At 43.0% G+C, this 14835-nt stretch carries 11 protein-coding genes; 5 read left to right on the forward strand and 6 right to left on the reverse strand.

Annotated features, from left to right (window positions below; translation table 11 throughout):
- Nucleotide 1: 1 nt before the first annotated feature.
- The 3 genes from pfkB (at nt 2) to A1QC_RS08235 (ending at nt 4518) form a co-directional block, all read left to right on the forward strand.
- Nucleotides 2-943 carry a 1-phosphofructokinase gene (gene pfkB, locus A1QC_RS08225; RefSeq protein WP_017024667.1) on the forward strand — a complete coding sequence of 314 codons (942 nt, stop codon included), beginning with the start codon at nt 2-4 and terminating at the stop codon, nt 941-943.
- Nucleotides 944-990: 47 nt separating this feature from the next.
- A complete protein-coding gene (fruA, locus tag A1QC_RS08230) occupies nt 991-2724 on the forward strand; it encodes a PTS fructose transporter subunit IIBC (protein ID WP_017024668.1) in 1734 nt (577 codons plus the stop codon).
- 144 nt (nt 2725-2868) lie between these two features.
- Nucleotides 2869-4518 carry an RluA family pseudouridine synthase gene (locus A1QC_RS08235; RefSeq protein ID WP_017024669.1) on the forward strand — a complete coding sequence of 550 codons (1650 nt, stop codon included), beginning with the start codon at nt 2869-2871 and terminating at the stop codon, nt 4516-4518.
- Between the two features lie 16 nt (nt 4519-4534).
- Here A1QC_RS08235 and A1QC_RS08240 read toward each other — a convergent pair whose 3' ends face one another.
- The 4 genes from A1QC_RS08240 to A1QC_RS08255 all read right to left on the reverse strand — a co-directional run bounded on the left by A1QC_RS08240 (nt 4535) and on the right by A1QC_RS08255 (nt 8954).
- A complete protein-coding gene (locus A1QC_RS08240; RefSeq protein ID WP_017024670.1) occupies nt 4535-5140 on the reverse strand; it encodes a MarC family protein in 606 nt (201 codons plus the stop codon).
- Nucleotides 5141-5491: 351 nt separating this feature from the next.
- On the reverse strand, nt 5492-6610 hold the full coding sequence (gene gcvT / locus A1QC_RS08245) for a glycine cleavage system aminomethyltransferase GcvT (RefSeq protein WP_017024671.1): 1119 nt from the start codon (nt 6608-6610) through the stop codon (nt 5492-5494).
- Between the two features lie 222 nt (nt 6611-6832).
- On the reverse strand, nt 6833-8185 hold the full coding sequence (locus tag A1QC_RS08250) for an alanine/glycine:cation symporter family protein (RefSeq protein ID WP_017024672.1): 1353 nt from the start codon (nt 8183-8185) through the stop codon (nt 6833-6835).
- 178 nt (nt 8186-8363) lie between these two features.
- A complete protein-coding gene (locus A1QC_RS08255; RefSeq protein WP_039836273.1) occupies nt 8364-8954 on the reverse strand; it encodes a helix-turn-helix domain-containing protein in 591 nt (196 codons plus the stop codon).
- Between the two features lie 425 nt (nt 8955-9379).
- On the opposite strand from A1QC_RS08255, the gene gcvH reads away from it, so the two are divergent.
- Both gcvH and gcvP read left to right on the forward strand, forming a co-directional pair.
- Nucleotides 9380-9760 carry a glycine cleavage system protein GcvH gene (gcvH, locus tag A1QC_RS08260; RefSeq protein WP_017024674.1) on the forward strand — a complete coding sequence of 127 codons (381 nt, stop codon included), beginning with the start codon at nt 9380-9382 and terminating at the stop codon, nt 9758-9760.
- Nucleotides 9761-9865: 105 nt separating this feature from the next.
- Nucleotides 9866-12745: an aminomethyl-transferring glycine dehydrogenase gene (gene gcvP / locus A1QC_RS08265; protein WP_017024675.1), complete on the forward strand. Its 2880-nt coding sequence runs from the start codon at nt 9866-9868 to the stop codon at nt 12743-12745.
- A 153-nt stretch (nt 12746-12898) separates the two neighbouring features.
- On the opposite strand, the gene A1QC_RS08270 is transcribed toward gcvP, so the two are convergent.
- Complete coding sequence (locus A1QC_RS08270) at nt 12899-14008, reverse strand: Fic family protein (RefSeq protein ID WP_017024676.1); 1110 nt, start codon at nt 14006-14008, stop codon at nt 12899-12901.
- 364 nt (nt 14009-14372) lie between these two features.
- Complete coding sequence (locus A1QC_RS08275) at nt 14373-14780, reverse strand: GNAT family N-acetyltransferase (RefSeq protein WP_017024677.1); 408 nt, start codon at nt 14778-14780, stop codon at nt 14373-14375.
- Between the last annotated feature and the right edge of the window lie 55 nt (nt 14781-14835).

The raw sequence follows: 14835 nt of genomic DNA on the forward strand, positions 1-14835 counted from the left end.
TATGTCAAACTTTAAAGTTGTCACTATTACGCTTAACCCTGCTTTAGATTTAACTGGCCACCTTGTGGATCAATTGAATGTTGGCAGTGTTAGCTTAGTTTCAAAAAGCACGCTTCACCCTGCAGGTAAAGGGGTCAACGTTGCAAAAGTGCTTTGTGATCTAGGTGCACAGGTCACTGTAACCGGATTTTTAGGGTCTGATAACCAAGCCCCATTTTGCCAATTATTTGAACAAATAAAGGCCACCGATCGCTTTGTGCGTGTTGCCGGTGCGACACGCATTAATGTCAAGCTGGTCGATTCAGCCAGCGATGTCAGTGACATTAATTTTCCTGGGGTAGAAGTGAATCAAGCCGCTATCGAGGCCTTTGAACACACGCTGGAAGAACTATCAGAAGATCATGATTACTTTGTCATGGCCGGTAGTTTACCTCGTGGCGTCTCTCCTGAACTCTCCGCTAAGTGGATTAACTTACTGCATAAAAAAGGTAAAAAAGTCATTTTTGATAGTAGCCGTGAAGCACTGAAAGCTGGTCTAGATTCGCGGCCTTGGCTCATTAAGCCCAATGATGAAGAGCTTTCAGAATTGCTTAATCAAGAATTAACAACAACAGAAGCATGCCAACAAGCTGCACTCACTTTGGAATCAAAAGGCATTGAAAATATTGTGATTTCAATGGGCGCAAAAGGCGTGATGTGGTTAAACCAAGGTCAATGGCGACAAGCTCAGCCACCACGTATGCAAGTAATAAGTACCGTTGGAGCAGGTGACACTTTAGTTGCAGGGTTAACTTGGGGGCACCTTAATCAATGGGCACAGGACGATATTTTAAGTTTTTCGACCGCATTATCTGCGCTAGCGGTAACACAAATTGGTGTCGGCGTTCCAGATCTTGCTTCGGTTACTCGCCTACAACAACAAATTAATATCAACACACTATAAGTTGGTTCGATTGCACTCAGTGCAACAAATAATAACAGGGACATCCTATGAATATAGCCATTATAACTGCATGCCCAAGTGGTGTTGCTAATAGCATTATTACTGCTGGTTTATTAGAGCAAGCAGTAAAAACATTAAATTGGACTGCCGCAATAGAATGCCAATCCACTGTCATTCCGTCGACAGCGTTAACTCAGCAACAAATTGATGATGCCGACGCCATTATCATTGCAGCGAATACCTCAGTGAATACATCGCGATTTGTTGGAAAGAAAGTCTATCAAGGCGATTTAAGCGCTAACCTGAATGATTCGCAAGCATGGTTAGAAAATGCCGTTCAACAAGCATCGGGGTTAACCGAATCTGCCATCACTTCAAGCACCCAAGCTTCTACCAATAATTCGAAAAAAATTGTTGCGATTACCGCTTGCCCAACCGGTGTTGCCCACACTTTCATGGCAGCGGAAGCTCTTGAAGAAACGGGTAAGCAGCTTGGCCACCAAATCAAGGTCGAAACTCGTGGCTCTGTTGGTGCTAAAAATCAACTCACCGATCAAGATATTGCCGACGCTGATTTGGTGATCATTGCAGCAGACATTGAAGTGCCACTGGATCGTTTTGCCGGTAAGCCTTTATACAAAACCAGTACTGGTCTTGCCTTAAAGAAAACCGAACAAGAATTTACCAAAGCATTCGAGCAAGCCAAGCCTTATCAAGCAAGCCAACAATCAGGCTCATCTGATTCAAGTACCGAAGAAAAAGCCGGTGTTTATAAGCATTTAATGACAGGTGTTTCTCACATGCTGCCACTTGTGGTCGCCGGTGGTTTGGCGATTGCCCTTTCTTTTGTTTTCGGTATCGAAGCATTTAAACAAGAAGGCACACTAGCGGCTGCACTGATGACGATTGGCGGTGGTTCTGCGTTTGCACTTATGATCCCAGTTCTTGCTGGTTTCATTGCTTTCTCTATCGCTGACCGCCCAGGTTTAGCACCGGGTTTAATCGGTGGTATGTTAGCAAGCTCAACCGGAGCCGGTTTCATTGGCGGTATCATTGCCGGTTTCCTAGCAGGTTACGCGGCGAAATTTATTGCTGATAAAGTGAAACTGCCGCAATCAATGGAAGCACTGAAACCCATTTTAATCATTCCTTTATTGGCAAGCTTGTTCACCGGCCTTGTGATGATTTATGTGGTCGGAGGCCCTGTCGCTGGCATCATGACAGCAATGACAGATTTCCTAAATAACATGGGTTCTGCTAACGCGGTTCTATTAGGCATTATCTTAGGTTGCATGATGTGTTTCGACCTTGGTGGTCCAATCAATAAAGCTGCTTATACATTTGGTGTCGGTTTATTAGCATCACAAACTTACGCGCCAATGGCCGCAGTAATGGCAGCGGGTATGGTGCCAGCATTGGGTATGGGCTTAGCAACCTTCTTAGTCAAAGACAAATTTGCTCAAAGCGAACGTGAAGCAGGTAAAGCCTCTTTTGTGCTTGGTTTGTGCTTTATTTCTGAAGGCGCAATTCCATTTGCCGCCAAAGATCCAATGCGTGTTATCCCAAGCTGCATGGCAGGTGGGGCATTAACCGGTGCGCTATCCATGTTATTTGGCGCAAAACTAATGGCACCACACGGCGGTTTGTTTGTGCTGTTGATTCCAAATGCGATTACCCCAGTATTTTTATACCTGGTCGCGATAGTGGCTGGTACGGTAGTCACTGGTGTGACATACGCTTTCTTAAAAAATAAAACCGAAGTGAAAGTCGCAACCGCTTAGTGCCACCTCATACAGTTAAAGATTAAACTTTACAGTGTAAACCGCGATTCATTTTAAATGGATCGCGGTTTTTTTCTTTGGATATTTTGGTATTCGATTAACAAACCAGTACAATTAGCCAGACTGCCCTATTGAGCCTTTTCTATGCCTTGCTTTACACCCTTTAATACTGATATTTCACACATTTCATTGCCTGAAAAATTCACCTTCCCTTTTTGTTATGAGCCGAGTGAATTAAGCCAGATCGCAGCGCAAGAATTACAACACCATTTACAGTCTCAAACCCAATGGCAACATGACTTTGAGCAAGATGGAAAAATGTTTGGCGTATTGGTGGTGAAACACAGCAATGGACAACTTGGATACTTGAGTTCTTTTTCTGGCAAATTGGCCGATCAGAACCACCTTTCTGGTTTTGTACCGCCAGTATTTGATATGTTGACTGAAGGCAGTTTTTTCCTTGAAGGAACAGCACCCATTAATGCGATCAATCATCGTATTCAACAGTTAGAAAACGATCCTCAACTGGCATGCTTTCATCAGCAACTCACTGAAAATAAAAAACAAGCAGAAGATGAATTGGAAGTGCAGCGACAGTTAATGATCCAAGGTCGTAAACAAAGAAAACTGGCTCGAAAAGAAGCAGAAGCCAACTTAACCAATGAAGCACTAGAGGCTGTATTCGACGATTTAGGCAAACAAAGTGTTGCCGAGAAAGCACAGCAAAAACATCTGAAAACTCATTGGGCAAAACAAATTGCAGTTATAGAAGATCAGCTTGCACAAAAAATAGAGGCTATCGAACAGCTCAAACTGCAACGCAAACAACAATCTTCCGCATTGCAGAAAAAGTTATTCGCACAATATAAGTTTCTCAATAAGCACAGCCAAGAAAAGTCTTTGCTTGAAATTTTCAGTGCAACCGCAAACCCAACGCCACCAGCTGGTTCGGGAGAATGCGCCGCCCCCAAATTACTGCACTATGCGTTTAAACATGGCTTTACACCGATTGCATTGGCCGAGTTTTGGTGGGGTACCTCCCCGAGGTCTGAAATTCGACAACATCAGAAGTTCTACCCTGCTTGCCAAAATAAATGCCACCCCATTTTGACTCACATGTTAGAAGGTATTACGTTGGAGGATAATCCTTTACTGAAAAACCATGCGGAAGGTAAAGAGATTGAAATCATTTATGAAGATGAAGCGATTGTGGTGGTCAATAAGCCTGCCGAGTTTTTATCAGTTCCCGGTGTTAATGTAAAAGATTCAGTGTTCACGCGCTTACAAGCTTTATATCCTGAAGTAGAAGGCCCATTTGTATTGCATCGACTCGATATGTCGACCTCAGGTTTATTAGTCTTCGCGCTTACTCGACGAGCCAATAAAAGCTTACAAAAACAATTTATTACGCGTGAGATCGAAAAGCGCTATGTCGCATTATTAGAAGGAAAGGTATCTTTTGACCGTGGTGAAATCACACTACCATTACGCGGTGATTTAGAGGATAGACCAAGACAAATGGTGTGCTTTGAACACGGAAAACCGGCTCACACCACTTGGGAATGGATTGAAAATATTGGCGGTAATAGTCGCGTTTATTTATACCCGAAAACCGGAAGAACCCATCAACTTAGGGTACATTGCGCCCATCAAAATGGTTTGAACATGGCGATTGTCGGTGATGACTTATATGGTAAAAAAACCAACCGCTTACATTTGCATGCCGAACAATTGACCTTTGAGCATCCTTATACCAAAAAGCAATTAACCTTTCAGGTGAAGGCTGACTTTTAAAGATAGGTGCTATAGATTACAGCATAAAAGCCTTCACCCCAGATAGAATAAACTGAACCCCCATAGCAATCACAATGACCCCCATATAACTGGTGACCATTTTCTTGGCTATAGACGCTTCTTTTTTCTCCCCGGTGAGACGAATCGACAGTAAGAAAACCAAAGCCAATACCAACATAGTGATCGCGACCCCCACTATGGCGGTAATTGGAATTTCATGGCTAGAATGGGACACCGCAACAGTGATCACGCCAGTAATGGTGCCAGGGCTTGCCGCAAATAAAATTAATGGGGTAACGGAAACCCTATCGCTATGGTGAGATTCAGCGTGTGCTGGCTGTTTGCTCTGAGCTGATTTAATCATACCAGCACCAATCCAAACTAAAATCCCACCACCCGCACAAGAAAACGCCTCCAGTGAAATACCAAAAACATTCAATAAAGCCGTACCAAAAAAAGCGGCAATAAAAAGCACAATGGCAATGGCCAGCACTGTTTTACAAGCTTCTTGTACTTTCTGCTTTTTGGAGATACTCCCAGTGCATTCCGCAAACATTTGCGCACAAATGGCAGGATTAACTAAAGCAAGAATAGTCACTGTAGCTTGGATAAACTCTTTCATGGCAGGGTGGATTCTCATTGCTCTCGGGTTCATCGAGATTTGATTTATATATGCCTAAGTCACTTCAAAATACGAAAATCAATTAGAATTCACTTAGGTATAAGATTAGTTCAGTATAGATTTTACCTGTCATAACATAGGTATATTTATTACTCATATCAAACATAATCTCCAGAAAACATAGCACAAATAAAATTAAATCAATAACTTTGATTCATTACACAGCCGAATATGATGAAAGGAAGAAACGATCCGAAAGTAAAAACCTTAGATGGAAAGCACAAAAAAAACCTCACATTAAGCGAATAATGTGAGGTTAAATGTAAGCGAGTCTTAATGTATTATCAGAATTTAGCCACGATAATAACGCTGTGGCACAAACGGCATTTTTTCAACAGTCATTGGTAATTTTTTACCGCGAACATCAGCAAAGACTTCAGTGCCAATTGTAGTAAACTCAGTGGCAATATAAGCCATTGAAACTGGTTTGCCGGCGGTTGGTCCAGCGGTACCACTGGTCACAATACCAATTTCATTATCAGCAGCATCAAACAGCTTAGTGCCTTCACGAACGGGCGCTTTGGTTTGCCCAACAAGGCCAATCCGTTTACGTTGCACATCTTTGGTTTCAATCTGCTTTAGAATAATATCTGCACCAGGGAAACCGCCTGCACGCTCACCATCAGCACGACGAGGCTTACTGATCCCCCACAACAAACTGGCTTCAACCGGTGTTGTTGTTGTGTCTAAATCGTGGCCGTATAAACATAAACCACACTCTAAACGCAATGAATCACGAGCACCTAAACCAATCCATTCCACTTCATCAAAAGCAGTTAACGTATTGGCAAACTCAGCCGCATTACCACTTGGTACTGAGATTTCATATCCATCTTCACCAGTGTAACCAGAACGGCTAACAATACATTCAACCCCATTCAGATTGATCACTTGTACATCCATGAACTTCATGTCGGCAACGCTTGGTTGAATACGAGCTAACACTTCAGCTGCTTTAGGGCCTTGTAAAGCCAATAATGCTCGATCATCAATGATTTCAAGTTCAACACCGCTTGGAAGGTGGGCTTGAAGATGAGCGATATCTTGATCTTTACATGCTGCATTCACAACAACGAAAAGATGATCACCAAGGTTGGCCACCATCAAATCATCCATAATGCCGCCTTCTTCATTAGTAAAGAAAGCATAACGCTGTTTACCTGAAGGAAGATCGATAATATCAACAGGCACTAATGCTTCTAACGCCGCAGCCGCACCAGCTCCTTTAAGGCGTAATTGCCCCATGTGAGAAACATCAAAAAGACCAGCTGAATCACGAGTATGCAAATGCTCTTTTTTGACACCAAGTGGGTACTGCACTGGCATATCATAGCCAGCAAAAGGGACCATTTTAGCGCCAGCTTCAATATGAATGGCGTGCAAAGGTGTAGATAAAAGTTGTTCTGTCATTATTCCTCCAACAGCTAAAACAGCAAGATAACGCATTTATCTCACATGAATTGATAAGCATTGTTTTATACCCAAGTAATCTCACATGAAATCGCAAGATTAAGCCACTTTTACTTGTAGAGGGGTAACTTGGGTATCAATAATTAGCGATAAAAAAGCGAATGGTTACTGCCTGGGATTGCTTCCCTAACCATTCGCTTTCCAGTTCAAATGTTGTTATGACTAGTCTTTCATTGTCACATCAACACCCGCAAAGTAATCACGAGTTAACTTAAAGACCACTGGGCTTAACAGCGCCAAAGCAATCAAGTTTGGTATTGCCATCATGGCATTTAATGTATCAGCTAATAGCCAAACAAAGTTTAATGAGCTCATTGCACCAACAGGAATCGCTAACACCCAAACGACACGGAATGGCTTAATCGCTTTCACACCAAATAGGAATTGGACACATTTTTCACAATAAAAACTCCAACCTAAAATCGTAGTAAAGGCAAAAACAGCTAACGAGATAGCGACAATAATGTTGCCTGAAGACAACTGACTTGCAAAAGCACTAGACGTTAACGCCGCACCTGTGGAACCTGTCGTCCATTCTCCTGACAAAATAATCGCAAAACCGGTAATCGAACACACAATAAGCGTATCGATAAACGTCCCTAGCATGGCAACCAGACCTTGCTTCACTGGGTTTTTCGTTTTCGCTGCTGCGTGAGCAATAGGAGCTGAACCTAAACCGGCTTCATTAGAGAACACGCCGCGAGCCACACCAAAGCGAATTGCTGCCCAAACGGCTGCACCAGCAAAACCACCTTGCGCTGCTACTGGAGTAAACGCACTTTCAATGATTAAACCAAATGCTGCTGGGATCTCAGTGATGTTCATAAACATTACGATCAAGCCTGCGCCTATGTAGAATGCCGCCATGATCGGAACCAATTTACCAGCCACTTCTGAAATGCGTTTAATTCCGCCAATCAATACAAGGCCAACCAATACCATCAACACAATACCGGTTACGGTGTGTGAGATACCAAAGCTGCTATCCAGTGCATCTGCAACCGAGTTCGCTTGAACCCCATTACCGATACCAAAACCGGCTACCGAACCAAAAATTGCGAACAATGTGCCAAGCCAAGCCCACTTACTCGATAAACCATTTTTGATGTAATACATCGGGCCGCCCACAAAATTACCGTTACCATCTTTCTCACGATATTTTACTGCGCAAACTGCTTCTGCATATTTTGTCGCCATGCCGACTAATGCCGTACACCACATCCAAAATAAAGCCCCCGGACCACCTAAAGCGATAGCCGTTGCTACCCCGGCAATATTACCTGTACCAATAGTGGCAGAAAGCGAGGTCATCAATGCATTAAAAGGAGTGATATCCCCTTCTGATGTACTGGTGCGCCCTTTCCACAATAATTTAAACCCTTGAGGTAATTTTAAGATCGGCATAAAACGCAAGCCAACCATTAAAAATAGCCCTACCCCCAAGATCATGACAAGCATAGGAACACCCCATACCACGCCATTAATTGCTGATACAAAATTTGTTAACGCTTCCATGTGAAATCCTTTTGTAATTGATTTTATATAGATAAATTCAGTAGCAATCAAAAACAGCTCCATGATGAAACGCTACCTGAATGGCTTTATCATAAACATGAATAAACCATCTAACCTAGACCAAGTGCTAAAATTGTGAAAAAACACTACATTTTTTAACAAAAGCACAACAATAGTCTTATTTTGCTGTCACCCACAGAATTAATGCATCCTCTTCACTTAATGAAATTAGCGTATGGCCCATACTGGCATCGTAATACACACTGTCGCCAACTTTCAGATCAACCGGTTCATAAAATTCACAATAGAATCGAACCTCTCCTTCTAGAACCAATAAAAACTCTTCACCATCATGGCGAATCCATTCTTGGTAATCGTCGAATGTTCTTGAACGAATACGACTTTTAAATGGCACCATTCGTTTATTAGATAGCTGAGTCGCCAAAAGCTCGTGTTCATAGGTCGTCGTCGGGTGCGGCTTGCCTTCCCCTGCCAAAGTAATATCTCTGCGGCCGACGGCACCAGCTTGTTTTGGTGGCTCAAATATTTGTGGGATGGGCATGTCTAGCCCTGTCGCTAGCTTTTGCAATGCTTGAAAAGTCGGAGATATTTGACCATTCTCCATTTTCGATAACGTCGAACGCGCTAAACCAGTACGTTTACTTGCTTCTTCAAGTGTTAACCCCATTTGCACGCGAATATCTTTTAATCGCTGCCCTAAATTCAATGGCGTTAGTGTTTGATCCGAGTCGTCAGACTGAAATGTCATGTGGTTAGATTCTAAGTTCACTGATGTCCCCTATCATGCATTATCCATAACTCGATTGTTCAATTTGTGAGCGGTTTCACTCAAGGCAATCGATTGCTTTGCAATACTACCGATTCAAAAAGCTAGATTAAAGGGAAAGTGTTTCCTAAAAGGTGCGGCAGGTAACAAAATTGGAAATCTTGTTTCTTATAGGAAACTTTTAGTTGAATAATCAACTTTTGAAAAGTATGTTATGGCTAACGTCATATGAGAACGGACAAGGTGTCACGAGGAAATTTATCTTCAACACCCAATTCTTTTTAATTACACATTCAATGACTACACTAGCAATACCAATCGTTATGCCATCTTTAAAGCAATCGATTGCGCTATAAGTACTTAATAAATCATTGATTAGATAACATTCTCTATTAGGAGCAAGAATAATGGACATGACTCTAAAGTTTACCGAAAGCCACGAATGGGTTCGTGATAATGGTGACGGTACTGTCACTCTCGGTATTTCTGAGCACGCTCAAGAAATGCTAGGCGATGTGGTATTTGTGGATCTACCAGAAGTGGGCGACACCATTGATGCTGGCGACAGCTTTTCTTTAGTGGAGTCAGTGAAAGCTGCCTCTGACATTTACACTCCTGTAACGGGTGAAATCGTTGAAGTCAACGAAGACCTAGAAGACAGCCCAGAACTGATCAACAGCGAGTCTTATGAAGGCGGTTGGATTGCAAAAATCAAACTAGATGATCCTTCTGAGCTAGATAACCTTCAATCTGCTGAAGATTATCTAGCTAGCATCGAAGAAGATTAATCGAAAACAGCCAGTCCTCATTGAGTTACTGGCTGTTTTTCAATTCAACATTAAAAAGTCAGCTTACCTCCATTCGCTGGCTTTTACTTTAGTTCAGGTAGCACAATGACAAATCTAATCAATGAGTTAAGTAATAGCCAAGAGTTTATTGGGCGTCATAACGGGCCAAACTCTAACGATCAACAAGCCATGCTGGATATCATCAATTCTTTGAGCGATACCAAAGCCAATAGCCTTGATGATCTTATCGCGCAAACCGTACCGGCTAACATTCGCCTAAAAGAGCCAATGACGCTTGAAGCGCCAATGAGCGAAGCGGATATGCTGACCAAAATTAAAGGCATCGCGCAACTCAATAAAGTACAACGTACTTTCATCGGCCAAGGTTATTACAACACCTTTACGCCTAACGTTATTCTGCGTAATGTGCTCGAAAACCCAGGCTGGTACACGGCTTACACGCCATACCAACCTGAAATTTCTCAAGGTCGTTTAGAGTCCCTGCTCAATTACCAACAAATGGTCATGGATCTTACGGGCATGGACATCGCCAATGCTTCTCTTCTTGATGAAGCGACCGCGGCAGGCGAAGCAATGACGCTTTGTAAACGCGCAGGTAAAAGCAAAAGTAATGTCTTCTTTGTAGCAAACGATGTTCATCCTCAAACCATTGAAGTGGTAAAAACCCGCGCAGAATTCATTGGCTTTGAAGTGTTAATTGGTGACATTGACACCCTATCACAACAAGATGTTTTCGGTGCTTTGCTTCAATACCCAAGTACAACCGGTGAAGTTCGTGATTTAACGGATGTGATCGCCGCATCGCAAGCCAATAAAACGTTGGTCACGGTAGCGACTGACCTATTAGCATGTGCTTTATTGAAGCCTGCTGGTGAAATGGGCGCCGATGTTGTCATTGGTTCAGCGCAACGCTTTGGTGTGCCAATGGGTTACGGTGGCCCACATGCAGCATTTATGGCAACGCGTGAAAATCACAAGCGTACTATGCCTGGCCGTGTAATTGGTGTATCAATTGACAGCAAAGGCAATCAAGCCCTTCGTATGGCAATGCAAACTCGTGAACAACACATCCGTCGTGAAAAAGCGACATCAAACATTTGTACAGCTCAAGCATTGCTTGCCAATATGGCTTCTTTCTACGCGGTTTACCACGGCGCAGAAGGCTTACGCACCATTGCTCGTCGTACTCATCACTTCACAGCAGTATTAGCGGCAGGTTTAAAACATTCTGGTTATGAATTAGCACATCAAACCTTCTTCGATACCATTACGATTGACAGCCAAGAGCAAACGGAGCGTTTATACCAAGCCGCGCAACATGCAGGTATTAACCTACGCAAGAGCCCAACTCAACTCGGTATCAGCTTAGATGAAACGACAACAACCCAAGACATCGAAGCATTATTCGCGATCTTTGGCGTAGAATGGGAAGTCAGCCATTTCTCATCGGATATTGCTGCTAATGAATTTTCTGCCATTCCAGAAAGTTGTCGTCGCAGCTCAAGCTTCTTAACACACCCAGTATTCAACACGCATCACAGCGAAACGCAGATGATGCGTTACTTGAAAAAACTGGAAAACAAAGACTTCTCACTAACCCACGGCATGATCCCGCTGGGCAGCTGTACGATGAAACTGAATGCGGCAGCAGAGATGATCCCTGTTACATGGCCAGAATTTGGTTCAATCCACCCATTCGCGCCAATCGAACAAGCTGCAAGTTACACTGCGCTGGCAGATTCATTGAGAAAGCAATTGTGTGAAATCACCGGCTACGATGAATTTTCACTGCAACCGAACTCAGGTGCTTCTGGCGAATACGCAGGCTTAATCGCGATTCAACGCTACCACCAAAGCCGTGGTGAAGGTCACCGTAACGTGTGTTTGATCCCAAGTTCCGCACACGGCACAAACCCTGCAACCGCATCGATGGTGTCCATGAAAGTGGTTGTAGTGAAATGTGATGAACAAGGCAACGTCGATCTAAACGATCTAGGCGCTAAAATTGAAAAACATCAAGATAACATTTCTAGCATCATGATCACTTACCCATCCACTCATGGCGTGTTTGAAGAAAACGTACGTGAAGTTTGCCAAATGGTGCATGCTGTTGGCGGTCAAGTGTATTTAGATGGCGCAAACATGAACGCACAAGTTGGTTTAACCAACCCAGGCGTGATTGGCGGCGATGTTTCACACTTAAACTTACACAAAACTTTCTGTATTCCACACGGTGGTGGTGGCCCAGGTATGGGACCAATTGGTGTGAAATCGCACCTTGCACCTTTCCTTCCTGGTCACATTGAAAATGGTGTGGTGGGTAAAGAATACGCTGTTGCTGCCGCCGATCTTGGCAGTGCTTCAATCCTTCCAATCTCTTGGGCTTACATTGCCATGATGGGTGGACAAGGCTTAACAGAAGCTACCAAACTTGCCATTTTAAATGCTAACTACATCATGGAACGTCTACGCCCACATTACCCAGTACTTTACCGTGGTGATCATGGCCGTGTCGCACACGAATGTATTATCGATATTCGTCCATTGAAAGAGCAAACTGGCATCAGCGAAGAAGATATTGCAAAACGTTTAATGGACTACGGTTTCCACGCACCAACCATGTCATTCCCAGTGGCTGGCACATTAATGGTAGAGCCGACTGAATCGGAAGATAAAGCCGAACTCGACCGCTTCTGTGATGCAATGATCGCAATCCGTGCGGAAATGGATAATGTTGAAAAAGGCGAATGGCCGCTAGACAACAATCCATTAGTCAATGCGCCGCACACCCAAGTGGATTTGATGTCAGAGGCATGGGATCACCCATACACTCGTGAAGTGGCATGCTTCCCATCAGCGCAAACAAAAGATTCAAAATACTGGCCAACCGTAAACCGTGTTGATAACGTTTATGGGGATCGTAACTTGATCTGTTCATGCCCGAGCATTGATAGTTATGAGTAAATTGCCGCTTTAAAATAGCGATAAAAATAAAACGAGCACTCCATTGAGTGCTCGTTTTTTTGTTGGAGTGATGTTGTACATTAAGGTACTAGCCGTCGCTACGTTCCGTTCCCTAAAGAAAAGAACCGACCCCAGCGACTTGTTTTCCTATATTCAGTTAATTGAGTTCAGCAACTGATACCGAGTACTGCGTCCACCGGCTGCCGATTTTTGCAAACATCCCTTTTCCACTAAAGTGGCTAAATGTCTCGTGGCGGTGGCACGGCTGACTTTCGCTACTTTTTGATATTGGCTGGTATTGATGCCTTGCTCAAAATCGCCATCTAGCATTCGATTGAGAACTTTGACTTGCTCAGCCGTTAACTGGGTTAGTTCTATTTTTCGCCAAAAGTTAGTTTTAAAAACCGTCTGATCGATTTGTGCCAGCACATGATCAAACGTGGCTTGTAGTGTATTTAAAAACCAAACTAGCCAAGACGTAATATCAACACCACCTTTCTGACTTTTTTCAAGGATGGCATAGTAGGCATTACGTTGCTCTAAAATACTCACAGACATGGCATAAAAACGCACCGATTGTTGTTCTGCTTGCGCCAAAGCTAAATCCGTTAATAACCGTGTAATGCGACCATTACCATCATCTAAAGGATGAAGCGTGACAAACCACAAATGCGTTATCGCGGCACGTAATAATGGATCGAGCAATTCATCGTGCCGAGACTGATTAAACCAATCGATAAATTTCTGTAATTCAGATCCCAAACATTCTCTATTCGGTGCTTCAAAATGTACCGTTGGTTTATCGATTCGCCCTGAAACGACTTGCATGGGCTCGGAGCCTCTTAATTGCCCACCTTGGATGGGATTAAATAAGGTATAGCCTTTAGGGAATAAGCACTGGTGCCAATGCAATATGCGATCTAATGATAATGACCCCTCTAAATTATTGACCGCATCTAACATGATTTCGGCTAAACCATCACTCTGTTGAGAGGTTGGATAAGGCTTTTCTTCACTGGCACCTAAGCGACGAGCAAGCGAAGATCGCACTGAAAATGCATTCAGTTTCTCGCCTTCAATGGCACTTGAATGGACGATATTCGCCAGTAAAGTATCGAGTAATACTTGCTGTTGATCTTCAGACTGCCCAAGCGCTTTGCCTAACAGTTCACCTTGATGAAACCGCACTTTACGTAATAATGGTGCGATTTCTCGCTCATTCCAAATGAAATGAGGCCACTCAGGTTGCTGCCAAATCCACATACTTCACCTTAATCACAATTGCATTATTACCAGTGTTCAACTTTATTGAGTTAAATATACGACTTAATCAACTCACATTATGAGCTGATTATTATCTTTAATCAACTCACCAAATGAGGCTAATAATAAACATAATCGCCTCACCGGATTAAACACACTGAGCACTTCACGCAAAGGCTCAAAAAACTGGCCACCCGTCACTTAATCTGTTCATGCCCTATCATTGATCGTTATGAGTAGATCATTGCTTGAATATAACGAAAACGAGCACTCAATTGAGTGCTCGTTTTTTGTTGGGGTAAATGGTTTTGAGGCATACACAACTGAATACATAAAAATTTCAAGCTTCGCCATTGCGAGATATTTAGTGCTCATTACCTGCATAGATCCACATTGGCTCAGTTTTACCTGCACGTTCAAAGCCTAGGCTTTTATAAAACTCGATAGCTTCTCCATCCGCAGTTAACATTTGCTGGTGAAAGTCTTTATATTTTGTCTGAAATAGCTCCATCATTTTTCGGCCAACACCTTGCCCCTGGTTATCAGGGTGAACAAGCATATGTGGATAGTAGACTACCAAATAACCGTCAGAAATAGCGTTGCCAATGCCGATCAACTTACCGTTTAATCTCGCAACAACAAGAGAATGAGAATTCTTTAAAGCTGCCACTAATTCTTTAGGCTTTTCAGCGGAAGACCATTCATTCGCGCTATATAACGCCACAACTTCACTTTCTTGTATATTTTTATCGAAACTTACTTCAAAACTCATAATTGACTCCATTTGCCCAATATTAAGGGTGACCGGATACTAAAAAGGTTGCTCG

Source organism: Vibrio rumoiensis 1S-45 (genome assembly GCF_000286955.2).
In the GTDB taxonomy this organism is placed as follows: Bacteria; Pseudomonadota; Gammaproteobacteria; order Enterobacterales; family Vibrionaceae; genus Vibrio; species Vibrio rumoiensis_A.